Origin of the sequence: Streptomyces sp. NPDC058307, assembly GCF_042880295.1 — a bacterium.
Taxonomy (GTDB): domain Bacteria; phylum Actinomycetota; class Actinomycetes; order Streptomycetales; family Streptomycetaceae; genus Streptomyces.
Window position 1 is genome coordinate 57,790 of record NZ_JBHVYZ010000003.1, and the last position, 25,471, is coordinate 83,260.

Sequence of the window (25,471 nt, forward strand, 5' to 3'; positions counted from 1 at the left end):
ATGGCCCACCGACCGCGGCGCCGATGTGAAAGGCATCGGCCCGCCGGGCTGAGCCGGCGGGCCGATGCACGATCATGTGCCATTCCCGGTGGCGGGGCAGGTCAGTCCTTGCCGGTGAGCCGCCAGATCTGGTTCTTCTTGGTGTTCAGAGTGCTCCCGGTGTCGCAGGTCCACTGGTGGACGAGGGCGCCGGGCGCGGTGGAGACGGTGCTGACGTCGACGCACTTGCCGCTGTGCACGGCGACCAGCTGGTAGTCGTGGCTGTTGCCGAGCGCGGTCACCGCTCTCAGCGTGAACCGCTGGTTGGTGCCGTTGAGGCAGGTCCACTGCTGGACGGCGGCCCCGTCGGCCGTGGAGAGGCCGGAGACGTCCAGGCACTTGCCGCTGGAGTGGTTGACGACGGTGTAAGTGTCGGTCGTGCCGGCGACGGGGTGGAAGTCGAAGACCTGCTCCGGGCCGGTGCCGCAGGTGTTCTGCTGGTACTGGGTGCCGTTGGCGGTGGACTGGCCGGGATCTTCGAGGCAGAGCCCGCTGTGCTGGGCGACGGCCGTGGAGGAGAAGCCGGTCGAGGCGCCGATGTGCAGGCTCGCGGGGGCGAAGGAGACCTGGTCGAGGTGGGGCGCGGAGCTGGAGCGCATGGGCTGCCCGATGTCGCTGCCGCCGCCGGAGTAGACCAGGCCGATGGTCGTGCCGTCCCAGTTGTAGAGCTGCGAGGCGGTGAACTTGACGCTGTTGGCGCCCTTGGCGAGGGTCACGGGGACGGTGTAGTCCTCGAACTGGTTCCAGTGCAGGGTGCTGGCGAAGTTGACCCGGGTGGCACTGCCGCCGTTGACGCTGACGTCGGCGTGCTCGGCGTACAGGTCCGGGTTGTAGTGGTTGGAGGGCAGTTCCTCGGCGTTGGCGTAGCGCATGGTCATGGCGTAGGTGCCGGCCGTGGGCGCGTTGACGTTGAGGGTGAGGGAGTTGGCGGTTCCGTTGCCGATGCCGGTGACGACGCCGCCGTTGGCCTGGCTGTAGGTGGTGTCGGCGGCCGCGGTGCCGGCGAGGGTGCCGTTCTCGGCCTGGTAAGTGACGACGTTTCCGGTGGTGACGGCGTCGGTGGCGCTGAACGGGGTGACGGTCAGGTCGTCCAGGGCCAGGGTGCCGCTGGAGCCGGTCACCTTGACCTTGTTGACGCCGCCGTTGAGGTACACCCGGTTGGTCGAGGTGGACCAGGCTCCGGTCGTCGCCCCGGAGAGGGTCTGGTCGTCGGCGGTTTTGCCGTTGACGGTGAGGGCGGCCTGGCCGGTGTTGCGGAAGCGGGCCGTCAGGTCGGCGTATCCGTCCCGTGCGGAGTAGACCCAGAACGTCGCGGACTTGCCGGAGGTGAGGTTCACCGCGCCGGCGCCGGACTGGCCCTGGGAGGTGTAGGTGGCGGTGCCGCTGTCGGAGAGGTTGGCCTGCTCGGCCTCGTAGAGCGTAGTGCCCTGGACGGAGGCGTCCTTGTACCGCAGGTCGATCTTGTCGATGATGGCGTCACCGACGGTCGCCGCGCCGTTGTCGCCGGTGGTGGCCAGGGTGATGGTGTGGCTGCCCGCCGTGAGGTGCACGGTGGTGTCGCTGTGCCCCCACACCACCCACTGGAAGCCCACCGGGATGTCCATCCTGGTCGAGGCGCCGCCGTCGACCCGCATGTACACGTTCGTCGGGCCCTTGACGTCGGCGTCCTTGGCGTAGCTGTTGCCGAACACCGACAGGTCGTAGTCGCCGGTGGTGGGGACGTTGACGGGGAAGGAGATCACCGTGGTCGAGCCGGTGCGCAGGCCTCCGACGTCCTTGGTGCCGGAGGTGGCGAACTTGCTGACGTTGCCGGTCGTGCCCTCGGTGTTGATGTTGTAGCCGCTGCCGCTGAGGGTGGCGTTCTCGGCCTCGTACGTCCCCGTCCAGGTGCTGTCGGAGGCGGTGCTGCTGCCGGTGCCGCCCGGGGAGACGATCACCTCGTAGGCGGACATCGCGTCGAGGGTGATGGGAAGGGTGATCGAGCCGTCCGAGCCCACGGCGACGTCCGCGTCGGAGAGCCGGGTCGGGGTGGCCGCCGCGCCGATGTAGCCGCTGTAGCGGTCCTGGAACACGCTGACGTGCACGGTGCTGCCGAAGACCGCGGGGTCGATGTTCTTGATGACCGTGCTGGAGTCGCCGCTGGTGCCGCCCCCGGCGAGGATGACCCGCGCCTGCTTCTTGGCCGTGTCCAGACTCGCCAGGCCCTGGAGGGTGTACGCGGCGTTGGCGCCCGTGCTGGTGACCTTGACCGTGTTGCCGCTCATGGAGCTGTACCAGTTGTACAGCCACCACTGGGCGTTGGGCGTGTTCTGGGCCGCGGCCGAGTCACCGAGGTTGCCGTTGATGTTCCAGTACGGCAGGTTCCCGTCGATCTTCTCGTCCTCGATCGCCGCGATCCACTGGACCATCTGCCCGGGGTCGGTCAGGTGGTAGCGGTGGGCGTACTCGTTGAGGTTGACGGGGATCGGCGAGGTGATGCCGGCGGCGGTCTCCGCCGCGCGGTAGGAGTCGACGGTGCTGCGGACGTCCGCCGGGCTGCCCAGGGTGTGCCAGGTCACCACGTCCGGCAGGCAGTTGTTGGCCTTGCAGTACGTGAGGAAGCCGCTGAGGGAGGAGGAGGTGTAGCTGGAGGTGTTGGGCCCTGCCAGCCGTGCCGCGGGCCAGATGCCCTTGATGAAGTTGTAGGTCTGGCGCCACTCGGCGTTGAAGTTGGCGAGCGCGGTCGAGTTGGTGCGCATGCCGCTGAACCAGTTCAGGTCGGGCTCGTTGTAGGGGATGAAGACGATGTGGCTCGCGTAGGGGCTGGCCATCGCCTGCTCGACCTGGGTCTTCATGGTCGCCTGGTAGGCCGAGTAGCTCGTGCGCTCGTAGTTGGCCCGGTAGACGTCCGTCATGTAGATGAAGATGTCCCCGCCGCCGCTGTCGGTGAACGGCTTGGCGATCTCCAGGGCGTCCGAGCCGGGGTGCTGCTGACCGTCCTGGTACTTGGTGTTGGTGGTCTCCAGCCCCATCCCCTCGATGAGGTTGTTCGTCGGCACGTCCGGTCCGTACAGGCCGTACAGCGCCCCGGAGGCGCCGCCGCGGAAGGCCCCGGTGGTGGTGCCGAGATCGACGGTGAGCGTGGGGGTGGCGGCGGAGGCCGGCGTCGCCATCGTGGTGACGCCGGCTACGACGGTCAACGGGAGCAGCGTCTTGGCGATGCCGTGGAGAAGGCGTCTGCTGGTCGAGCGCCTTTGCCCGATTCGTGGCATGTCCTTACGTCCCTTCAGGGATGCGGTGGGTTGGTGCTGCGCCGGCCCCCCGTGCCGGACGTGGGTGGGGTGTCGCTCGTCGGTCAGGCGACAGTGGTGTCGGCCGCGGCCTCCGCACGGCGCCGGCGGTGGTCGCGGGCGAGCATCAGATAGCTGCTCGCGGTCCAGGTGTAGGCGCGGTCGCGGAGTCCCTCGCCGGTCAGCGCGTCGAAGTTCTCGGCGAAGCCGGAGGTTTCGCAGAGGGCGCGGAAGCGGGCGCTGATCTCGTCCGCGAGCCGGTCGTGCCCGGCGCGGCGCAGGCCGTCCTCGATGAGGACGGTGGCGGGGGCCCAGATCGGGCCGCGCCAGTAGCCGTCGGACTCGTAGTGCGGGGAGCCGGGGTGTTCGGTCGCCAGGCCGTGGGCGGTGAGGTGGGCTTCGATCCGTTCGGCCAGCCGGTCGTGGACCTTGGCGGGGAGGCGGTCGCCGAGCACGATGGGCATCAGGTCGAGCAGGCTCGCGCTCTGGGCGAGGTCTCCGCCGTGGGCCGGGCGGCTCAGGAACCGTTCGCCGTCCCACAGCTCGTCCAGCAGGGCGGCCTGGAGGGCGTCGGCTATCTCGGTGCGGCGCCGGGCGTCCTCCGGGAAGCCCAGTTCGGCGGCCAGCCGGGCCAGTTCGTCGAGCTGGAGGATCAGCGTCGCGGTGAGGTCGGCGGTGACGGCGAGGCGTCCGGGGTCGAAGGTGGTGGCGTTGTCCCAGCCGCTGTCGTTGCCGTGCTGGTAGTGGGGCAGGGCGGCGCCGGGTGCGCGCCGTGCGGTGAGCCAGAAGTCCGTCCAGCGGGTCAACCTGTCGTACGCCTGAGCCAGTTGGGCCGGGTCGAGAGGCTCGGTGAGCCGCGTGCGCACGTGACCCAGGGCCCAGCCGTGGATGGGCGGTTTGACGAAGTTGTAAAGGACCTCCGAGTGGGTGACGGAGTCGGGCAGGGCTCCGCTCTCGTCCTGGTGGTCGAAGGGCAGCGAGAACTGGTCCCAGGCCAGTTCGGGGCAACCGGGGGCCAGTGCGAGGGCGTTGAAGCAGTGGTCCCAGCTCCACACCTTGTCCATCCAGTGCTTGGACATCAGGACGCCGGGCCGGGTGACCAGGCCGGCCGGGCGCACGGTCGCCGACCACACCACGTAGGCGGCGAGTTCGGCTGCCGGAGTGTCGTCCGAGCGCCAGGGGGCGACCGTATCGGCGAACTCGGCGAACGATCGCCGCGCGGCCTCCATGACCTCGCCGAACGCCGCCGAGGCGCGGTAGGACCGACGCGCGCTGTCGAGTTCCTCCACCGCGACCTCCCACGATCCGTCGGCCTCGCCGGCGACCGTGAGACCGCGGTCCCCGGCGCCCAGGGCCTGGGCGCCGGACACCTCGGCGACCGTCCCGGACAGCACGGTGATCCGGTAGCGGCGCCCGGTCTCGTAGGAGGTGAACGTGTGGGCTCCGTCCACCGGGTCGCGGTAGAAGTAGGTGCCGCTGAACGGGGTCAGCGCCGGTGCCGCAGCGGAAACGCGCAGCGACAGACCCGCACCGCGCAGTCGTACGGTGTCCGGCGTCTCGTAGGCGAGGTCGACGCGTCCGGCCGCGCCGGTCCAGGTCAGCAGGCCCGGTGTGGCATCGACCAGGGTCTCGGCCCGCTCGCCCGTCGCCGCGTCGAGGGGAACCAGGCTCAGGACGGCGTGCATGCCGTTCTGGTGCGAGACGAGGTGGAGGTCCTCCGCGTACGTCTTCTCCGCCACCACGGGGGAGACGCCGAACCAGGATCCGTGGCTGCTGAAGGGTATGTCGTGGACGGAGAAGGCCGGGCCGGACGGGGCGGCGGTCATGGTGGCGGTACTCGTTTCTTGAGCGGGGATCGTCGGTGATCTTCAGGGGAAGGGCCGCGCCGCGGACGTCAGTCCTTGACGGCGCCGGCGGTGACGCCGGCGGCGACGTAGCGCTGGGCCAGGACGAGGATGACCGTGGCGGGCAGGGAGGCCACGACGGCGGTGGCCATGATGGCGTTCCACTGCTGGTTGTTGTTGCCGATGTAGTGGTAGATGCCGAGGGTGATCGGCTCGTGGGCGCCGCCGTTGGCGAGGGTGCTGGCGAAGATGAAGTCGGACCAGGACCACAGGAACGCGAACAGGGACACGGTGACGATCGCGTTGCGGCTCATCGGCAGGACGATGGACCAGAAGGTGCGCAGGGCCCGTGCTCCGTCCATCTGCGCGGCCTGGAGGAGTTCGCCGGGGATGCCGGACATGAACGCGGTGAAGATGAGGACGGCGAAGGGGACGGCCAGAGTGGAGTCGGCGACGATCAGGCCGGGGACGGACTGGAGCAGGCCGAGTTGCAGGTAGATGGCGTAGAAGCCCATCGCCATGATGATGCCGGGGATCATCTGCGCGACCAGGAGGAGGAAGCTGAGTGCGCCCCCGCCGCGTGGGCGCAGTTTGGCCAGCGCGTAGCCGGCCGGGGCGGCCAGCGCCACGGTCAGCACGACGGTGCCCAGACCGATGACGAGGCTGGTGCCCAGGTAGGGCAACTGCTGGTCGACGACGGCCCGGTAGCCCTCCAGCGTGCCGTGGGCGGGGAACAGGTCCGGCGGGGACTTGCGCATGTCCTGGTCGCGGGTGAAGGACACGTTGAGCATCCAGTAGACCGGGAAGAGCATGACCGCGGTGAGCAGGACGCCGAGGGTCGTCTTCCACCATGGACGGCTGGTGCCTGCGTTCATGACAGGGCCTGCTTTCGCTGGACCTTCAGGTAGATCAGGCCGAAGACCAGGGCGGCGACGACGAGCAGGTTGCCGACGGCGGCGCCGGGGCCGAACGCGGGCAGCAGGTTGCCGAAGCCGAGCTGGTAGGACCAGGTGGCGAAGGTGGTGGAGGAATCCGCCGGGCCGCCCTTGGTCATGATCCAGATGATGTCGAAGACCTTGAGGGTGTAGACCAGGCCCAGCAGCAGGGTGATGGCGGAGACCGGGCGCAGCAGCGGGAAGGTGACGTTCCAGAAGCGCTGCCAGGCGTTCGCGCCGTCCAGGGCGGCGGCCTCGTACAGGCTGGCGGGGATGGACTGCAGGCCGCTGTAGAGGACGACCAGGTTGAAGGGGACGCCGATCCAGATGTTCGCGATGATCACCGAGGTCAGCGACCAGGTCGGCGAGGTCAGCCAGTTCACCGGGTCGACGCCGACCGCGTGCAGGACGGAGTTGACGATGCCGGAGTCGCTGTTGAGCATCCACGACCAGGTCGACGCCGACACGATCAGCGGCAGCAGCCACGGCACCAGGAACAGCGCCCGCAGGGTGGCCGAGAGCCGGAAGTGCTGGTGGAAGAAGACCGCCAGCGCCAGACCGATCGCGTACTGGAAGACCAGGCACACGGTGGTGAAGACGGCGGTGTGCCACAGGGCCGGGGCGAAGGTCGGGTCGTCGAAGACCTTCCGGTAGTTCGCCAGGCCCGTGAACGGCGCATCGCCCCGCACGAACGAGCGCACCGTGTAGTTGCGCAGGCTCAGATCAAGGTTGCGGTACAGCGGATAGGCGTAGAACAGGACGAGGTAGAGGGTGACCGGGGCGAGGAAGGCCCAGGCGGCCCACTGCGGGGAGGCGGGATGACGCCGGTGGGCCGCGCGAGCCTGGGACGGGGCGGCGGTGGCCGCCCCGTTCCGGTCGCGCACCGGCTGCCGGTCCGGCAGGTGTGTGGTGCGGTTCATCTGGAGCCGGGAGTCCTTGCTACTTGGCGGCGGCGGTCTGGGCCGCGACCATCGCGTCCTTGGGTGACTGGGAGCCGCTGAGGGCGGACTGGACGGCCTTCCACATCTGCTCGGAGATCTTGGGGTACTTGGTGCCGAGGTCGTCGCTGGTGCGTCCCTTGGCCGCCTTGACCGCCTCGATCCACGGCGCCAGCTCCGGGTTGGCTGCCTTCTCCTTGGCCTGGATGGTGCCGGTGGGCGCCACGTAGGACAGCGTTTTGTCGGTGAAGTTCAGGTTCTCGTCGCCGGTCAGGCAGGAGACCAGCTTCTGCGAGGTGGTGTAGCGGCCGGTGTCGCCCTGGACCGGGACGGTGACGAACTCGCCGCCGGTGGGGGCGGAGGCGTTGCCTCCTGCGGCGGCGGGTATGGGCAGGACGCCGTAGTCGAGGCCGCCCTTGTCGGCGGCTGCGAGCTGCCAGGTGCCGTTCTCGGCGAACGCGTAGTCGCCGCTCGCGAACTCCTGCCAGCTGGTCGTCTGGGTGTTGTTGATGACCGAGTTGGGCGCGTAGCCCTTCGTCAGCCAGTTCTTCCACAGCGACAGTGCCGAGACGCCCTGAGACGAGTCGAGCTCGGTCAGCTTCGCACCCGAACCCCAGAACCAGGGCAGGAACTGGAAGCTGCCCTCCTCCGTGCCGATCGCCGAGAACGTGATGCCCTTCTTCCCCGCCTGCTTGACCTTGGCGAGCGCCGCAGTCAGCGACTTCCAGTCCTTGACCGAAGCGATGTCCACGCCGGCGGCCTTCAGGACCTTCTTGTTGTAGTACAGCGCCAGGGTGTTGGCGCCGATCGGCGTGCCGTACGTCTTGCCGCCCGACTGGCCGGCCGCGAGCAGGTTGGGGTCCACCTTCGAGGTGTTGATCTTGTTGTCGTCGGTCGTGGTGAGCACCCCTGCCTCCGCCAGCGTCGACACCACGGGGTTGTCGACGATCAGCACGTCCGGGGAGTTGCCCTGCTGCGCCGCGAGCAGCGCCTTGTTCGTGAGGTCACTGGTGTCGAAAGCAGTCCGCTTGATCTTCACGCCGGCGCCCTTGCCGCAGGTGTCCAGCACCTGGGCCCAGGCCGAGGTCTTGTCGAACTGCGGGTAAGGGTCCCAGATGGTGTACGTGCCGCTGTCGGCGCTCTTGGTGCCGCTGCTGCCCGAGCCGGAGCCGCAGGCGGTGGCGCCAGCGGCCACGGTCAGGACGGTCAGGGCCGCGGCGGTCAGACGGCGGTGTCTGGAGGAGCTGTTCATCGCAGGGTTCCTTTGCTTTTGGGCATGGGAGTGCCGAGGGCACGGGGTGGGGAGGGCACGGGGTGGGGAGGTGAGGCGGGCACGGAGAACGGCGCCGCTGAGCAGTTCGGTCGTCGGGTGGTGTGGGGCGGTATGCGTGGAGGGTCAGAGGGGGGTGGCGGGCCCGTCGATCGTGGTGGGCGTGACGTGTACGGGCCCTGTACTCGCCCGCAGTGAGATCGGCGGCGCCAGGAGATGGTGCCGGGGCGGAGCGCCGGGACTGCCGAGCCGCTCCACCAGCAGTTCGACGGCGAGGCGGCCCATTTCTTCCGCCGGTACGTCGGCCGCGGTGAGCTGCGGGGTCACCGTCTCCGCCCAGCGGCCGGCCACGACCCCGGTGACGGAGAAGTCGCGCGGCACATGGCGGCCCGCCTGGGCGAGCCCCCGGTAGAGGCCGCCCAGAGCGGCCTCGTTCAGCGTGACCACGGCTGTGGTGGCCGGATCGTCATGCAGGATCCGCTCCAGGCATGCCTGGCCGGAGGCGACGTCGTCCCCGCAGCAGTACGTCCGGACGGTGAGCCCGCGTTCCGCGGCGGCCTTGGTGAACCCGTCCAGACCCCGGTGGGCGGACTCGTACCCGGCCCGCAGAAGCTGCTCGGGCCGGTTGACGAAGGAGACCCGCCGGTGGCCAAGGTCCGCGAGGTGGTGCACGCAGGCCGCCGCCAGCGCTGTGTGGTCCAGGCCCACCCACCATCCGCCCTCAGGGTGGGAGGTTCGGCCGATGGCGACGGAGGGGAAATCCAGTGCCGTGAGGTGGTCCAGCCGGTCGTCCTGCAGCCGGATCTCCATCAGGATCGCGCCGTCGACCCGCCGTTCCCCCAGCAGCCGCTGGAACGAGCGGTCGCTGTCCACACCGCTCGGAGAGAGCAGCACGTCGTAGTCGTGGGCCGCGGCGGCCTCGGTGACGCTGCCGATGAAGTCCAGCTGCATGCCGGTGTAGTGGTTCCCGGCCGGCGGGAAGACCAGACCGATGGTGTTGGTCCGGCCGTTGGCAAGCGCTCGCGCACTCGCGTTGGGCTGGTAGCCCAGTTCGTCGATGACCCGCTGGATCCTCTGCCGGGTGTCTTCCGACACCGGGCGCTTCCCGCTCAGGGCGTACGACACGGTGCTCCGCGAGACACCGGCCCGCTTGGCAATCTCACCGATGTTCACGGAGGCTCCTTGCCGGATCGGTCGAACTGGTTCGACCGCTTCAGAGAACTGAACTGAGCGGATACCGATCGTCGAACCGGTTCGCGTGAAGTGAAGGTAGGAGCAACCTGGACGGGTGTCAACGCCTCGTGCCGATTTTCTCGAAACGACTCGGAAACGTCAGTGAGTAGAGGTTTTGTACCTGGTCTGCCTGGGCGAGCGTCCGATCATCGGCAGGTCAGGTGCAGGAGACGGCGGACCGGACGCTCTGGACCTGCCGGGCCGGGCCGGCCGTGCGCGGCCGAAAAGATCCGTGTCGGGGGTATTGCTGGCCGGTTTCCTCGGTGCTAGCTTCCTCGAACCGGTTCGACGAAACGTTGAGAGGCCTTCATCGCGCTCGCCCATGACGCTTCCTGCAACGGTGAGAGCGGTGTGGCCAGCCCTACTTCGTCTTCTCTCCGGAAGCGTTCGTCGAGGACTTCAGCGCCCGCGTGGGACTCCGGTGTGCACCCGCTCGTGGACCGCGACCGCGACCGCGACCGCATCGGCGTCTGCGACCAGGGCGGTTTCGCGTTGAGCGCCGCACAGATCGACCGCGGATGAAGGCCGTCGCCACGGTCAACATGTACGACGTCGGGTGAGACTCTTCCTGCCGTGGGAGTCGCTGGCGATGCCACATTCCTTGTGCGGCCGGCTGTGGCTGTCAAGGCGTGCTGTCACTCAGGTCCTCGGGCGAGGACCATCCCGCCTCCTGGCATGCCGACCGTGCATGGCGATTTGTCCCCGCCCGGGAACCCATGCTCGACGTGCCGCAGACCTGGGCCGAACGCGCGCCGCTCCGGAGTTTTTGTCCAGCAGGGCAGCACCGCCCAGACTTGCCGCAGCTGTCCCTACCCGAACGTGGCGGTCACGGCCGGAGGTCATCAGTCCTGCCAGAGGAGGAACGGGGTCCCCGACGACCTCGACGCGCCGTCTCCCTGACTTCTGGGAGAAATAGCTCCAGGCCCGGAGCCCGGTCGTCGCAGCCTTCCCCCCTTGGCGCGACGCGCGACGCGGCGCAGAGCGCTCTGTCTGGCGGAGAGCCATCGGTCACGCAACGCCTCATGGAAATCTCGTACTGCGGTGGGCAGCCGCACGGCGGTGGCCGTGTCGTCGGTCATGCAGTCGCCTCCGCTCCCAGTCGCTGATGACGGCGTCCGCGTTGCAGGACCGGGTCCGGGACTGGTGCGGCCGCTACCAGTCGCCGGGTGTACTCGTGCTGCGGCTGGTCGCACACGTCGGTGCTGCGTCCCTCTTCGACGATGCGTCCGTGCTGCAGTACCAGGGTGCGCGCCGCGAACTCTTTGACCACGGCGAGGTCGTGAGTGATGAACAGGTACGCGCACCCGAGCGAGTGCTGGAGCTCGGCGAGGAGGTCCAGGGCGGCGGCCTGGGTGGTGACGTCGAGGGCGCTGGTCGGTTCGTCGCAGATGATGATTTTGGGTTGCCTGGCGACCGCCCTGGCGATGGCGATGCGCTGGCGCTGGCCTCCGCTGAACTGGGCCGGGTAGCGGTCGGCCGCGTCCTCGGGCAGGCCGACGCGGCGGAGCAGGTCGGTGATGTGATCGCGGACTTCGCCGCGGGAGCGGGTCGAACCGGCCAGCAGGGGTTCGGCCAGTGTCCGGCCCACGGGCAGTGCCGGATTGAGCGAGGCGTACGGGTTCTGGAAGATCGCCTGGAGGTCGCAGGACAGTGCGCGGCGGGCTCGGCCGGTGAGGTGTGTGATGTCCTGTCCGTCGAGCAGTACGCGTCCGCCGCTGACCGGGGCGAGCCCCAGGACCGCTCTGCCGATGGTGGTCTTGCCCGAGCCGGACTCGCCCACGAGCGCGACCGTCTCGCCCTGGCCGACCTCGAAGGACACGTCCTCGATGACCGTGGTCGGGGGCTTGCGGAAGCCGCGGGACGGGTAGCGGACCGCGAGGCCGTCGAGCTGGAGTATGGGAGTGCCGGTCACGCGATCCTGCCCTCGGTCGTCGCGATGCTGGGTGTGCTCTGGATGAGTTTCTTCGTGTATGCGTGCTGGGGCCGGTAGAAGATGTCCTCGACCGGGCCTTCTTCCACGATTCGGCCCTTCTCCATCACGGTTGCCCGGTCGCAGATGTCGGCCACCACCCCGAGGTCGTGAGTGATCAGGATGATCGCCATGCCGCGCTCGTCGCGCAGCGACCGGAGCAGGTCCAGGATGCCCGCCTGTACCGTGACGTCCAGTGCCGTGGTGGGTTCGTCGGCGATGAGCACCTTCGGTGACCCGGCCAGTGCCATGGCGATGGCGACCCGCTGGAGCATTCCGCCGGACAGCTCGTGCGGGTGTCGGCGCGCGACGTCGTCCGGGTCGCGCAGGTGGACGCTGGTCAGCAGCTCGCGGACGCGTTGCCGCACGGCGTCCTTTCCGCCCGCCGCGTCCCCGGTTCGGCGGACGACCTCGGACAGCTGGGAGCCGATGGTGAAGTACGGGTCGAGCGCCCCCATGGGTTCCTGTGACACCAGGGCTATCTCCCTGCCGCGGATGCGCAGCAGCTCCCGCTCCGGCAGACCGTTGATTCGGGTACCGGCCAGCCAGGCCGAGCCACCCGTCGCCGCCCCGCCCGGGGCGAGCAGTCCGAGCAGCGACAGGCCAGTCACCGTCTTGCCGCTCCCGGATTCGCCCACGAGACCGAAGATCTCACCGGCGTTCACCGTGAAGCTGACGGAGTCGACGACGGTACGTGGGCCCTGCGCGGTGGCGAAGGCGATCGAGTAGTCGCGCACGGCGAGCACAGCCCCGTCCGACGGCTTGTCCGACGGTTCGCCGGCGTCTTCGGCGACCGCCACGGGAACCGGCCGCCGCGACCGGCCTCCGCTCCCTCGCCTCCGGTCCTGGGTGAGGTCGCGCAGCCCGTCGCCGAGCAGTCCGAAGGCGACGGACATGAGGCCGATCAGACCGCCGGAGACGAACAGCAGGGAGGGGTTCTGCTCGATGACCTGCGAGGCCTCCCCGACCATGCCGCCCCAGCTGGGAGCGGGCGGCGGGGTGGCCAGACCGAGGAACCCGAGGCCTGTCTGCACCATGAGGGCGATGCCCGAGAAGAGGCACACCTGGACCAGCAACAGCCCCACGAGGCCGGGGAAGATGTGCCGTGCCATGATCCGCACCGGGCTGAGTCCGGACACCCTGGCGGCGTCCACGAACAGTTCCTCCCGCAGCGCGATGCACGAGCTGCGGATGATCCGAGCGAGGCCCGCAGAGGAGAGGACGCCGAGCGTGAGCATGGCGGCGACGTTGCTCTGGCTGAAGATCGCCAGGACGGCCAGCATGAGGATGGCCACGGGAACGGAGAGCATGACGTCCATCACGGCCACGATGACCCGGTCGGTCCAGCCGCGTAGAAAACCGGCCAGGATGCCGAGTGACATGCCCAGGACGATGTAGACGCTCACGGCCACACCCACCCCCAGCAGGGCCGGCCGGCCGCCGTAGAGCAACCGGCTCAGCACGTCGCGGCCGAGATCGTCGGTGCCCAGCGGGTGGCTTGCCGACGGACCTCCGCGGGCGTGGAGCAGGTCCTGCGCCAGCGGCGGGTGCGGTGCCAGCAGGGGGGCGAGGACCACGGCGACGGTGATCGCCAGGACCACGGCGAGCGCTGCCGCGGTGAGAGGACGGCGCCAGATCCCCGCCAAGGGGTTGGTCCACTTCCGAGAGTGCACGCTCATGGGCGGATCGGCAGCGGTCATGCCACACGCACCTTCGGGTTCAGGAGGCTGTAGAGAACATCGACGAGAAGGTTCACGGCGATCACCAGCAACGTGAAGGTGATGGCAGCGCCCTGCACGACCGGCAGATCGTGCTGGTTGGTCGCGTCGACAACCGTCGTACCGAGCCCGGGCAAGGTGAAGATGTTCTCGACGAGAATCGAGCCGGGGATGTACGCGATCACCGTGAGGCCGATCGCGGTCGCCACCGGCATCCCGCACCCGCGCAGGGCGTGCTTCCAGACGATGGAGGCGGGCCGGACGCCGCAGGCCCGTAGGGTTCTGATGTGGTCGAGGCCCAGGGTGGTCAGCATCGCGTCTCTGGTGATCTTGGAGATCAGGGCGACGCCCCCGACCGAGAGCGCGATCACGGGCAGTACGAGGCCGGCCGCCCATTGCCCCGGTGACTGGGTGAACGGGGTGTACCCGGTGGCCGGGAAGATCGGGAACCTGATCGCGAACAGGGATACGAGCATCAGCGCGAGCCAGAAGTTGGGCAGGGCGCTGCCCAACAGTGACACCACGTCGATGAGCCGGCGGCTGAAGCGGCCCCGGGTCGCGCTGTACACGCCGAGCAGGACGCCCGTCAGGGTCGAGACCACGGTGGCCCCGATCACCAGGGTCAGCGTGACCGGCAGGCGCTGCCCGATCGTCCCCAGCACGGACTCGCCGCTGAACAGCGAGGCGCCGAAGTCACCGTGCAGGATGTCGCGCAGGTACAGCCAGTACTGCTCGGCGAACGGCTTGTCGAGATGAAGCGCGGCTCTCAGCGCGTCGTACTGCTCCTTGGTCGCGTTGATCCCCAGGACCGTTCGTGCCGGGTCACCAGGCACGAACGACTCCAGGAGCGAGGTGATCGCCGAGACGACCACCAGGAGCGGGACGGACAGCGCCAGCCTGCGCAGAATGATGGGAAACATCTGTCCTCGTCAGCCAGTGGTCCACGTGACGTTCGGGGTCAGCTGTGCGGTGCCCACCCCGAACGTCACTCCGCGCAGCTTGCTGTTGTACATGGCGATCGTGTCGGTACCGGACACCGGCAGCGCGAGCGCCTTCCGCACGATCACGTCGGTGAGATCCTTCGCCGCCGCGCCGCTGGCCTTGGGGTCCGACTCGGCGAGCCGGGCGAACGCGGCGTCGACGTCCTTGTCGTCCACGCCGAAGACGTTCATGATGCCCGTCTTGGTGAACCCTCCTTGTTGCGCGTAGAAGTTCTCCTGGCCGCCCTGGCCGGGCGAGAGCACGGTGGCCGCGTACTTCTTCGACAGCAGGTCGTTGATCCAGCCGCCGAAGTTGGCGGCGGCCTTCAGCTTCAGGGTCACACCCACCTTGCCGAGCTGGTCCTGCACGGCCTGGAGCATCTTGGTCGTCGAGGGGTCGAACGATCCGTAGTTCACCGGGATGGTCAGTCCGTCCCCGTATCCGGCAGCCTTCAGCAACTGCTTGGCCTTGGCCGGGTCATAGGGGTACATCTTCTCGGCTTCGGGGCTGTAGCCGTCGTAGCCGGGCATCGCCGGCTGGGAGACCGGTGCCCCGAAGCTGCCGTAGACCGCCTTGGTGATCGCGGGTCGGTCGACGGCGTAGTTCAGCGCCTGCCGGACACGTACGTCGGCCAGTCCCTTGACGACGGTGCCGTCGCGGTCCAGGAGGAACAGGCCCGCCCAGGCGGTGGGGCTCTTGATCGTGGTGAGCGACTTGTTGCCGGCGATGGTCGGTGCCACGTCCGGGGTGCCGTACATGAGGTCGATCTGCCCGGACTTCAGGGCCTGTGCCTGCGAGTTGACGTTCGGCATCACCTTGACGGTGATCTTCTTGAAGTGAACGGCGGCCTTGTCCCAGAAGTTCTTGTTCGGCACGTAGACGTAGTGGTCGCCGGAGACCGACTGCTGGGCGCTGAGCACGTAGGGCCCGGCGCCGAAGGTAGCGGAGGCCAGCTTCTTCGGATCCTTCAGTCCCACCGGGCTGATGATGGCGCCGCCCATGAGCGCGGGCGTGAACAGTGCGCCCATGTCGGGGTTCGGCGTCGGGCTGCTGACCACCACGGTCGAACTGTCCGGCGTCGAGAAGGTCAGGGCACGGTAGAAGGAGCCGTTGGGTCCGCTGCCCTTCACGTAGTACTTGATGGAGTTGACGACGTCGGAGGCGGTGACGGGCGAGCCGTCGGCGAACTTCGCCCCCTTGCGCAGCTTCAGCTGGAACTTGGTGTTCCCGCTGCCGACGTAGCCCCACTGGTCGGCCAGCCCGGCCGCCAGGGTGCCGTCGGCCTTACGGGTCAGCAGCGAGGCGTAGGCCGGGTCCATGTAGTTCAGGAAGGGCCCGACCGCGACCTGGGCGGGATCCAGGCTGTTGGGCGCCGAGTTCAGGGCGATGGTCAGGTTCGCCGGGCCGGCACTGCCGCCGCTGGTGTTCCCGCCGCCGCAGGCGGCGAGCGCAAGCGCTGCCACCACGCCGATCGAGGCTTGGAGTGCGGTTCTTCTCTTCATTGAGGGTCTCCGTTGCAAGAGGTGCGGGGGAGCGGGGAGGGCCGGGCGGCCTCGTGGGGAGGCCACTGGCGCGGATGGTCCGCGGTGCGGGTGGGCGGGTCTTCAGGTGGGGATACCGGTGCGACAGGCGGCTGAAGTGGATGTCGCTGTTGTGGGGTGGCGGGGCGGAAGCCGCGTGAGCGGTCGCGCAGAGGCCGATCCGCTGCTTGTGCCTGGCCGGCCGTCGAGCTCGGAGGGTCACTCCGTCTCCTGCACGGCGCAGGCCTTCTGCTTCAATGTCGGCGACTGGATGAATCGGCGGGGCCGCCCCATCGCACCACCTCGCATCGTGGCTGCTGAGAGTCGCTATAACGTGTCGCTAACACGTTATAGTGAGTGCCCGTAAATTAACTGTGTCTCCTGCGTTGCGCAAGAGGTTCGTGGAAGGTGGTCATGGATGGCACCGCGGAGCAGCAGGGTGACGAGTGCGGATGTGGCTCGTGAGGCCGGTGTGTCCCGGGCGACGGTGAGCTTCGTTCTCAACAACACCCAGCATCAGAAGATCACCGATGCGACTCGTCAGCGGGTGCTGGCGGCCGCGTCGAAGCTCGGCTACGCCCCCTCGCCCGCGGCGCGGACCCTGCGGTACGGGCGTACGGATGTGGTGCTGGGCCTGCTGCCCGACTGGCCACTCGGTCATGCGGTCGGAAACCTCATTCAGGAGCTGACGCTCGCGTTCGCGAAGCGAAATCTCACGTTCGTCGTCCACTCCAGCATCCGGGGCGCCCGTTCGCTGAGTGAGATCTGGAAGGCGCTCACGCCGGCCGCCGTGCTGACCTTCGAGCCTTTCTCCGATTCGGACGCGGCGGCGATGCGGTCAGCGGGCATCGAAGTGATCGTCGCCCTGTACGACTCGAGCGGGCTCGGGGCGGAGGCGAGCGTCACGAGTGCGAACATGATCGGTGCCGTGCAGGCCCGTCACCTTGCCGCCTCCCACCGGCACCTCGGCTACGCCTACCCGGACGACGAGCGGGTCGCCGTCTTCGCCCGACCGCGCCTGGACGGCGTCCGAGCCGTCTGCGCCGAACTCGGCCTGCCCGACCCCGACGTCCGGACCGTCCCGCTGTCACCGGGTGCGGCCGCGGCCGCCATCGAGGCCTGGCTCGCCGCCGATTCCCCCGTGACCGGCATCTGCGCCTTCAACGACGAGGTGGCCATGACCGTGCTCGCCGGTCTGCGGCAGCTCGGCCTCGAAGCCCCTCGGGACATGGCGGTGATCGGGGTCGACGACAGCCCCGCCGCGGCGCTGGCCTGCCCGCCGTTGACCACCGTCGTCGAGGACCTCCCCGCCGTCGCCGAGCTGTACGCGGACACGGTGATGGCCGCACTCGACGAAACACAGGTCTCGGGAAGTTCCTATAAGCCCCAGGTCCGGCTCGAGGTCCGGGAGTCAGCGTGACGGCCTGAGCGGACACGATGCAGGCCGTCACGGGGCGCGGCTCCGCATCGGCTACGCCGGCCGTCGGCCACCGCGGTTTCGCCGCGCCTGCAGACACCTCGTTGGTCCCACGTCAAAACGCCACAGAAAGCGGTCACCATGCCTCTGGACCCCTATCTCGCGGAGAGGCTGCACCTCCTCGCCGGTATGACGTTCGCCGATCTGGCCGACCCGGACGCTCTGGCACGGTTCGTCGAGTTCGCACAGGATCCGACCGAGTGGGTACAACCCGACGTCGCGGTCGAGGACCGCGAGATCGCCGGCCCTCATGGCCCGGTTCCGATACGGACGTACACACCTCGACGAGCCGGTACCGCGGCCGTGTTGTGGGTGCACGGCGGCGGTTTCCTCGGCGGTGACCTCGACATGCCCGAAGCGCACGTCGTCGCGGCCGAACTGGCGGCGCGGGCCGACGCGCTGGTGGTCTCCGTCGACTACCGGCTGGCGACGGGCGGCGTCCACTACCCCGTCCCGTTGGACGACGTACGCGCCGCGTGGCGGTGGCTCAGGACCGGTCCGGCCGCCGAGGCCGAGCATGTAGCCCTCGGCGGGGCGAGCGCGGGCGCGGCCCTGGCTCTGGCCTCAGCCCTCCGGGACCGCGACGAGACACTGCGGCCGGCCGATCTCCTCCTGCTCGCCTACCCGTTCGCGCACTTCCCCGTTCCGGCCCTGGACGGCGCCACGGCCCCCGAGATGACGGCTCTGCCTCCGACGATGCGCTTCTCCGTGACCGACATCGAGTTCATGGTCCAGAACTACGTCGGCCGTCTCACCGATCTCCCGCGCGACGCACTGCCCGGCGGGGCTCCGCTGCACGGCCTGCCGCCCGTTCACCTGCTGGTCTCCGAGTACGACGACCTCCGGCCGTCCGGCGAACTCCTCGCCCGGCAGCTGACCGCATCCGACGTCACGGTCACGACCTACCTGTCCGCCGGCATGCCGCACGGCCACCTCAACCGGACGCCGGCCCTCGCCGAGGTCGACCGTTCACTCGACTTCTTCGCCGACGCGCTCAAGTAGAGCGGCCCGCTGCGTGTCAGGGCACAGCGGGCCGCCGTAGGTGGGGCCCGCGACCAGCCCCGGCACAGGGGTCAGCCGGCGGCAGGGTCCAGGTCCGCCTCGCTCATCCTCATCAGCCGTTCCAGCGCCTCGTCCGGCATCGGCCGGGGCAGGAACCCGGCGAACTGACGCATCGCCATGGACGACAGCAGGACCAGCGCGTCGGCGTCCTCCTCTGCGGCGCCGGACTGCTCCTCGGCCGGTCCGGACATCATCGCCGCCCTCAGGGCAGGGCCGACGGTCGGGTGGCCGAACCACTCGCTGACGGTGGAGTCGAGGGTGAGCGGCCGCACCAGGTGGTCACCCGCCAGGTCGAGGGTGGCGGTGGCGACGACGGCGTGTGCGTTGTCGGCGAGCTGCACCCGGTACTGTCCGGCGGCGACGGTCCAGTCGCCGCGGGTGATGTCCCAGTAGGCGAAGGCACGGCGGTCGAGGTCGATCTCGACCGTGGTGGTCTCGCCCGGTGCGAGCGCCACCTTGGTGAAACCGCGCAGTTCCCGGGCCGGGCTGCTGACCGGGCGCTCGGGTGCGGCAACGTAGACCTGCACCACGTGCTTTCCGGAGCGCTCGCCGGTGTTGGTGACCGTGACGCTGACCGTGGCGGTGTCCGGGCCGGTGGGCGTGACCTGAAAGCCGCTCTGCTTGAAGGAGGTGTAGCTCAGGCCGTGGCCGAAGGGGTAGCGGACGGCGACGTCGGCGGTCTCGTAGTAGCGGTAGCCGACCATGACACCCTCGCCGTAGCGGACGTGGCCCTGCTCGCCGGGGAAGTTCAGGAAGGACGGAGTGTCGGCCAGCCGGAACGGCATGGTTTCGGGGAGCCGCCCCGACGGGTCGACCCGGCCGGTCAGCACGTCCGCGATCGCACCACCGCCCGCCTGGCCGGGCAGCCACGCCTCCACCACCGCGTCCACGTCGTCGTGCCAGCCCTCCAGGCTCACCACGCCACCGTTGAGAAGCACGACGACCGTACGCCGGGCCGCCTGGGCCACGGATCGGATCAACTCCACCTGGTCGGCTGGAAGTTGAACGTGCTCGCGATCGAAGCCCTCGGACTCGTCGGCCTCGCGCAGGCCGATCACCAGTACGGCGGTCCCAGCCTGACCCGCGAGAGCGACGGCCTCCTCACGGAGCACCCCGGCGTCCGCGGACCCGGCGGTGTCATACCCCTGCGCGAACTCGACCTGGGCCTCGGGCAGCAGGACACGCAACTCCTCCAAGGGGCTCTCGACGCGGGTGGCGTTGACGTGGGAGCTGCCGCCGCCCTGGTAGCGCGGGTTCGTGGCGAACTCGCCGATGACGGCGATGCGGCCGTTGGGAGCGAGCGGCAGGGCTTGGTGGTGGTTCTTCAGCAGCACCAGACAGTCGGCGGCTGCCTCACGTGCCAGCCGGTGGTGCGCGTCGAAGTCCACCGCCACGGGGTCTGCCTGCGCGCGGACCCGCTCGGCCAGGCCGCGCAGCCGGGCGAGGGCGGTGTCGACGACGGCCTCGTCCAGCGCGCCGGAGCGGACCGCGTCGGCGACCTCGGCGTCGGTGCGGCGGTGAGTGCCGGGCATTTCCAGGTCGGTGCCGGCGAGCAGCGCGGCGACGCGGTTGTTGACGGCGCCCCAGTCGGAGACGACCAGCCCGTCGAAGCCCCATTCCTCGCGGAGCACCTGGGTGAGCAGCCACCGGTTCTCGGCGGCGTAGGTGCCGTTGACCTTGTTGTAGGCGCACATGACCGTCGCGGGGCGGGCCTGGGTCACGATCCGCTCGAATGCCGGGAGGTAGATCTCGCGCAGGGTGCGCTCGTCGACGTCGGCGCTGACCCGCATCCGGTCGCTCTCCTGGTTGTTGGCGGCGAAGTGCTTGACCGAGGAGCCCACGCCCCGGCTCTGCACTCCGGCCACGTGCGCCGCACCCAGGACACCGCTCAGCAAGGGGTCCTCGGACAGGTACTCGAAGTTGCGGCCGCACAGCGGGGAGCGCTTGATGTTGACGCCGGGCCCCAGCAGTACGTCCACACCGAGTGCCCTGGCTTCGCGGCCGAGGGCCTCTCCCACCCGGCCGACCAGTTCCGGATCCCAGCTGGAGGCCAGCGCGACCGCGGGCGGGAAACAGGTTGCCGGATGACTGTCGTAGAGGCCGAGACCGGAATCCATGCGCTGGCGCCGGACGCCGTGCGGTCCGTCGCTCAGCACAAGTGCGGGAATTCCTGCCCCTTCGGCGGGCTTGGTCGTCCACATGTCCCGGCCTGAGAGCAGTGCGGTCTTCTCATCGAGGCTCAGCTCGGCTGCGCCGTGGTGGTGGCTGGTCGCCATGTGCGAAGTCCTTGGGAGAGAGAGAGGGGGTTCAGGGCCTGGTGCGGGGGCGCAGGACCAGGCGGTGGCTTCCTGACCCGAGCAGGCGAATGGACTGTGTGGAGTGCCAGCCCTCGGGCGGGAGGAAGCGTCCGGTGGTGCCGGGTGGCAGTACGGCGTCCACCGTGAGGGTGGTGCCGCTGATCGTCCAGGCGACGGACGCCGTGCCGTACGGCGTGCTGATCGACGTGCTGGCGGACGTGAGCGTGCCGCCGGGGCGGGGAGCGATCTCGAGGGTGCGGTAGCCGGGGGCGGTAGGCCGCAGTCCGGCGACGGACCGGTAGAGCCACGCGGCGACGGCACCGTAAGCGTAGTGGTTGAAGGACAGCATCATGCCGGCGTTCTCGACGTCGATGGTGCCGTCGGGACGGATGGCGTCCCACCGCTCCCACATGGTGGTGGCGCCGCGTTCGACCTGGTAGAGCCAGCCCGGACACTCGATGTTGAGCAGGAGTTGATACGCCTCGGCTACGTGTCCGGTGCTGGTGAGGGCGGGCAGCACGAACGGTGTGCCGAGGAAGCCGGTGGCGATGCGTCCGTCGCGGGCGCGTACCAGGGCCGCGAGGGTCTCGCCCACTGGGGCGCGCTCGGCGGCGGGTGCGATGCCGAACTCGAGGGCGAGGGCGCATCCGGTCTGGGTGGTGCGGGCGTGGTCGCCCCACTTGTGCCAGGCGGCCTCGGCGGTGCGCCGGTGCAGGCCCGCGTAGCGTTCCGCGTCGTCGGCATGTCCCAGTTCCCGGGCCGCTTCGGCGAGCAGGTGGGCGCTGTGCGCGACGAAGGCGGTAGCCACGTAGGCGGAGTCGGTGGTGGCACGCGCCGGGTCCTCCGGTGGCGCGGCCGGGTCGAGCCAGTCACCGAGCTGGGCGTTGCCGCTCCAGGTCCCGTCCTCGTCGAGATGGTCGACGGTGAACTCGACCCACGCGTGCATCGCCGCGTAATGGCGCCCCAGCAGGCTGCGCCTGCCGTAGGCGTCGAAGAGGGCGGCCGGTACGACGGTGGCGGCGTCGCCCCAGCCCGCGGAGCCGCCGGCCTTCGGCAGTTCGGTCGGGGGCAGTTCGCCGAGGGGGACGTCGGGGATCACCAGGGGGACCGCGCCGTCGTCCCGCTGCTCGATGCGCAGGTCGGTGAGCCAGCTGTCGAGGAAGGCGCCGCTGTCGAACGTGGCGCATGCCGTCGGGGCGAAGGCCATGATGTCGCCGGTCCAGCCGAGGCGTTCGTCGCGTTGCGGACAGTCCGTGGGCACGGCGAGGAAGTTGCCGCGCTGGGAGCGGACGACGTTGGAGTACAGCGTGTTGACGCGTTCGTCGGAGCAGCGGAAGTCGCCGATGCGGCGCAGGTCGCTGGCCACGACGACGACTTCGACCGCCTCGATGGTCACACCGGGGGAGGCGTCGATCTCGGCGTACCGGAAGCCGTGGAAAGTGAACTCCGGCTCCAGCTCGACGCTGCCGCCTGCCAGCGTGTACTGGTCGGTGGCGCGTGCGCCGCGCAGGATGCTGGTCAGCAGACGGCCGTCCCCGTCAAGGACCTCGGCATGGCGGAGGGTCACTGTACCTCCTGTCGGGCCGGCGGCGCGGATCCTGAGCCAGCCGGTGATGTTCTCGCCCGCGTCGAGGGCGATCGTGCCGTCGGGCAATGTCCGTTGCTCGGGCTGGATGACTTGTACGACGCGAACAGGTGGATGGGCGCGCTGTGCCAGCCCGGCGGGCAGCGGGAGTGTGGCGACCTGCTCCCAGTCGTGGTCGTCGAAGCCTGGCAGTTGCCAGCCATGGGGCTCCTGGCGGAGGTCGCGCTCGCAGCCGTCGTACAGGTCCGCCGCCAGCAGGTCGCCGTAACCGCCCCGCCATTGGTCGTCGGTGGCGACGGTGACGGTGGTGCCGTCGGTCAGGGTGACTTCGAGCTGGGCGAGCAGTGCCGCTGTGTCGCCGTAGACGTTGCGGTTCTTGTGCCAGGTGAGATGGCCGCGGTACCAGCCGTCACCGACCGCGGCGGCAAGGGCGTTGCGGCCGGGGACGAGCAGGTCGGTGACATCGTAGGTGGCGTAGAGCAGCCGGTTGGGATAGCTCGTCCAGCCCGGTTCCAGCAGTTCGTCGGAGACGGGCCGGCCGTTGACGGTGGTGCGGTGGACGCCCAGTGAGGTCACGTACAGTCGCGCCGATGCCGGCTCCGCCGGGAGGTCGAAGTCCCGGCGGAGCAGCGGCACGGGGCCGGGGGAGGTGCGGCCCCGGTCACTGGGCACATGGACGGGCTGCGCCGTCCAGTGCATGTCGTCGAGCAGCGCGGCTTCCACACGGGCGGGCCCGCTCCACGCCGTCCACCCGAGGTCTGTGCTGACACGGACGCGCCAGTAACGGATCTCGCGGCTGCGCAGCGCTGTGCCCGGCCAGGGATGGTCGGTCACCACGTCGGACTCGATCTTTTCGCTGGATGTCGGGTCGCTGAAGGAGCGGTCGCTCGACACCTGAATCTCGTAGGCGTGCTGCAGGACGCCCGGCCTGTCACTAGCCAGCGACCAGGACAGGCGGGGTTCGGGATACGGGGTGGCCACGAGACCGGAGTCGTCCGCGGTACGCAGATCGATGACCGTCGTCGTGGTGTCCGTCGTGCGGAGTGCCGCGAAGTCGGATGTCTTCATCGCTGGAGGTGCCTCCGAAGGAATCGCAGCGTGGACTGGTGCAGCGCGGTTCGGTGCGGCACGGTTCCCCACGCGTGGTCCGCGCCTTCGACGATCTCCAGATGTGCGTTGCCGTCGTAGTGGTCCAGGTAGCGGCGCACGAATTCGTGGGGAGCGATGTCGTCCTTGTCGCCGTGCAGGATGTGGACCGGGCCCGCGTACGCGCTGGAACGGCCATAGACGTCGAGGCTCGCGATGTCATCGACAAGAGCTGGGCTCATTCGGTGCCCGTCGGCGTCGATATAGCCCTTCTCCTCGAGTTCCGGTGCGATGCGGCGGCCCTTGAAGTAGCCGCTGCCGATCTCGAAGGGCGCGACGGCGGCCGGGGACCACAGGCACAGCGCGCCGATCCCCGGCTCCTCGGCGGCCACGATGCCGGCGACCACACCCCCCATGCTCATACCGACCAGGCCGATACGGTCGGGGTCGACGAAGTCGAAGGTCCGGACTGTCTGCAGTACCGCGCGGGTTTCGGCGATTTCGCCGGTGATGGTCACGTCGAAGAAGTCGCCGTCGCTCTCGCCATGGCCCGACAGGTCGAACCGGACCGAGGCGATTCCGTGGGACTCCAGCAGCCGGGACATGGCGACGAAGTTCGGCAGTTCGAGCCGGTTGGAGGCGAAGCCGTGGACGAACACCGCGGTCGGATGGCGGGTTCCGGCCGGCCAATCGGGGATGTGCAGTGTGGAGCGCAGCGTCAGGCCGTTGTGCCGGATGTCGTGGTTGCAGATCACTGTGTGGCCATTGCGGTCGTCTCCGGGGCGGGATGGTTCACCAGGTCGGCGGGCTCCGCGGGCCGGGGGGCTTTGGGCAGTTGCGGCACCCAGACCAGGCCGATGACCGCCGAGATCACCATGAAGCCGAAGAGCATGCCGAAGAACAGCCGGGTGTGGCCCAAGGCGAAGGCGGGAGTGCCCAGCGCGACCAGTCCGGCGATGGCCCGGGTGAAGGCCATCGTCACGCCGCTGGCGGTGGCCCTCAGCAGGGTGGGGAAGAGCTCTTGGGACCAGACCCTGTAGATCGAGTCGCCGGCGAAGGCGTTGCCGAGGCCGGAGATGAGCATCACGGCGACCAGGGTGAACTTGTTCGGTCCGAGGAGTGCGGGCAGAGCCCAGGCGATGACCAGCAGGGCCGATCCCGCGGCGAACCAGGCGTGCCTGGCCGGCCGGTCGATCACCCGCATGAACACCAGGCCCGCGAGGAAGCCCACCGGCAGTCCGAGGAGCGTCAACTGGGAGTACTGCGCGACCTCTCCCTTGGCGAGAGCGGTCCACAGGAAGGTGCCGAACTGGCCGAGCGTGTTGCTGCCGAGGCCCCACATGGCGGAATAGAGGCCGGTCGCGAGCAGGGCATAGCCGGTCGGCGCTCGGAAGAGGTCCCTGACACGGCTGAACTGGATGGCCTTGGAGTCCTCGGTCGTGACCGCGTCGGCGGCCCGGCGCGCGGCTGCCCATTCCGTCGACTCGCTGAGAGTCAGGCGCAGGAGCAGCACGATGACCGCGACGACCAGCAGGTGGGCGAACAGCACCCGGCCGCCGAGTATGCCCTGCACTCCCATGAAGGAACTGAGCACCAGCACGGACACGATGCCGGCGAGCCACAGCATCCCGGAGAACACCACCATGGTGCCCTTCTTGCCGGCCGGTGCCTCCTCGTTGGCGAGTGCGAGTGAGACGGGCAGGTCCGCGCCGATGGCAACGCCGGTGGCGACGACACCGGCGTACAGCAGAGCGGGACCCGCTGCCACGAGGAGCAGCAGGGCACCGACCGCGTAGAGCAGGAGGGAGAGGGTGAAGATCTTCCGGCGGCCGAACCGGTCGCCGAGGCAACCACCGAACAGCGCACCGGCCGCGAACGCCAGGGTCTGCAGCCCCAGCAGTGATCCGATGGTCCCGGCGCTGAGCTGGAGCGGGGCTGCGTAGTAGCCGCCGATGGCGATTCCCGACGTCACGAGGGCCGCAGCGTCCAGGTAGGAGGCCATGCCGGCGAGGATCGCGGTCTTCCAGGGGCTTTTCGTGGTGGTGGTCAGGTCAGGCATGGGTCCTCTTCGTTGAGTACCAAGGAGGGGGAGGGTGGGGGCCGGGCCTGAGCGGGTGGGGGCCTGATGAGGCGGCGCCTGGGACGGAGTCGGTCGGACTCTTGCCCACGGCGTTACTTACTCGCGCCACTTAAACGTGTAGGTAGACTGTCCGGGTAAGCTAACCGCAGCCATGGGCTTTGGCAAGGG

16 protein-coding genes are annotated in these 25,471 nt (G+C 69.3%); 2 read left to right on the forward strand and 14 right to left on the reverse strand.

Annotated features, from left to right (window positions below; genetic code table 11):
* Positions 1-101 precede the first annotated feature (101 nt).
* The 10 genes from ACFVYN_RS03380 to ACFVYN_RS03425 all read right to left on the reverse strand — a co-directional run bounded on the left by ACFVYN_RS03380 (position 102) and on the right by ACFVYN_RS03425 (position 15,698).
* Positions 102-3,290: an RICIN domain-containing protein gene (locus ACFVYN_RS03380; RefSeq protein WP_389991804.1), complete on the reverse strand. Its 3,189-nt coding sequence runs from the start codon at positions 3,288-3,290 to the stop codon at positions 102-104.
* An 83-nt stretch (positions 3,291-3,373) separates the two neighbouring features.
* Positions 3,374-5,134 carry an amylo-alpha-1,6-glucosidase gene (locus ACFVYN_RS03385; RefSeq protein ID WP_389991807.1) on the reverse strand — a complete coding sequence of 587 codons (1,761 nt, stop codon included), beginning with the start codon at positions 5,132-5,134 and terminating at the stop codon, positions 3,374-3,376.
* Between the two features lie 68 nt (positions 5,135-5,202).
* Positions 5,203-6,027, reverse strand: a complete 825-nt coding sequence (locus ACFVYN_RS03390; RefSeq protein WP_389991810.1) for a carbohydrate ABC transporter permease — start codon at positions 6,025-6,027, stop codon at positions 5,203-5,205.
* Positions 6,024-7,007, reverse strand: coding sequence for a carbohydrate ABC transporter permease (locus tag ACFVYN_RS03395; RefSeq protein WP_389991812.1), 984 nt, complete (start codon positions 7,005-7,007; stop codon positions 6,024-6,026). The genes ACFVYN_RS03390 and ACFVYN_RS03395 overlap by 4 nt, the downstream gene beginning before the upstream one ends.
* A 19-nt stretch (positions 7,008-7,026) precedes the next feature.
* Positions 7,027-8,277: an extracellular solute-binding protein gene (locus ACFVYN_RS03400; RefSeq protein ID WP_389991815.1), complete on the reverse strand. Its 1,251-nt coding sequence runs from the start codon at positions 8,275-8,277 to the stop codon at positions 7,027-7,029.
* Positions 8,278-8,421: 144 nt separating this feature from the next.
* The gene (locus ACFVYN_RS03405; protein WP_389991817.1) at positions 8,422-9,468 is read right to left on the reverse strand and encodes a LacI family DNA-binding transcriptional regulator; all 1,047 of its coding nucleotides are present in this window, start codon (positions 9,466-9,468) and stop codon (positions 8,422-8,424) included.
* A gap of 1,135 nt (positions 9,469-10,603) precedes the next feature.
* Positions 10,604-11,440 (reverse strand): ABC transporter ATP-binding protein, encoded by an 837-nt coding sequence (locus ACFVYN_RS03410; RefSeq protein WP_389991820.1) that lies wholly within the window; start codon positions 11,438-11,440, stop codon positions 10,604-10,606.
* A complete protein-coding gene (locus ACFVYN_RS03415) occupies positions 11,437-13,197 on the reverse strand; it encodes a dipeptide/oligopeptide/nickel ABC transporter permease/ATP-binding protein (RefSeq protein WP_389991823.1) in 1,761 nt (586 codons plus the stop codon). The genes ACFVYN_RS03410 and ACFVYN_RS03415 overlap by 4 nt, the downstream gene beginning before the upstream one ends.
* Positions 13,194-14,135, reverse strand: a complete 942-nt coding sequence (locus ACFVYN_RS03420; protein WP_389991826.1) for an ABC transporter permease — start codon at positions 14,133-14,135, stop codon at positions 13,194-13,196. The genes ACFVYN_RS03415 and ACFVYN_RS03420 overlap by 4 nt, the downstream gene beginning before the upstream one ends.
* A 9-nt stretch (positions 14,136-14,144) precedes the next feature.
* Entirely contained in the window at positions 14,145-15,698 is a 1,554-nt protein-coding gene (locus tag ACFVYN_RS03425) for an ABC transporter substrate-binding protein (RefSeq protein ID WP_389991829.1), read from the reverse strand.
* 436 nt (positions 15,699-16,134) lie between these two features.
* Between ACFVYN_RS03425 and ACFVYN_RS03430 the strand changes: the two genes are divergently transcribed.
* Together ACFVYN_RS03430 and ACFVYN_RS03435 are read left to right on the forward strand one after the other, a co-directional pair.
* Positions 16,135-17,136 carry a LacI family DNA-binding transcriptional regulator gene (locus ACFVYN_RS03430; protein ID WP_389991832.1) on the forward strand — a complete coding sequence of 334 codons (1,002 nt, stop codon included), beginning with the start codon at positions 16,135-16,137 and terminating at the stop codon, positions 17,134-17,136.
* Between the two features lie 138 nt (positions 17,137-17,274).
* Entirely contained in the window at positions 17,275-18,195 is a 921-nt protein-coding gene (locus tag ACFVYN_RS03435) for an alpha/beta hydrolase fold domain-containing protein (protein WP_389991835.1), read from the forward strand.
* Between the two features lie 71 nt (positions 18,196-18,266).
* Here ACFVYN_RS03435 and ACFVYN_RS03440 read toward each other — a convergent pair whose 3' ends face one another.
* Genes ACFVYN_RS03440 through ACFVYN_RS03455 form a run of 4 tightly spaced genes read right to left on the reverse strand, consistent with a single transcriptional unit; the run spans position 18,267 to position 25,282 of the window.
* Entirely contained in the window at positions 18,267-20,531 is a 2,265-nt protein-coding gene (locus tag ACFVYN_RS03440; RefSeq protein WP_389991837.1) for a glycoside hydrolase family 3 C-terminal domain-containing protein, read from the reverse strand.
* A 31-nt stretch (positions 20,532-20,562) separates the two neighbouring features.
* Positions 20,563-23,205 carry a family 78 glycoside hydrolase catalytic domain gene (locus ACFVYN_RS03445; protein ID WP_389991840.1) on the reverse strand — a complete coding sequence of 881 codons (2,643 nt, stop codon included), beginning with the start codon at positions 23,203-23,205 and terminating at the stop codon, positions 20,563-20,565.
* The gene (locus ACFVYN_RS03450) at positions 23,202-23,978 is read right to left on the reverse strand and encodes an alpha/beta hydrolase (protein ID WP_389991842.1); all 777 of its coding nucleotides are present in this window, start codon (positions 23,976-23,978) and stop codon (positions 23,202-23,204) included. The genes ACFVYN_RS03445 and ACFVYN_RS03450 overlap by 4 nt, the downstream gene beginning before the upstream one ends.
* Positions 23,975-25,282 carry an MFS transporter gene (locus ACFVYN_RS03455; RefSeq protein ID WP_389991844.1) on the reverse strand — a complete coding sequence of 436 codons (1,308 nt, stop codon included), beginning with the start codon at positions 25,280-25,282 and terminating at the stop codon, positions 23,975-23,977. Before ACFVYN_RS03455 ends, ACFVYN_RS03450 begins: the two co-directional genes overlap by 4 nt.
* Positions 25,283-25,471 lie beyond the last annotated feature (189 nt).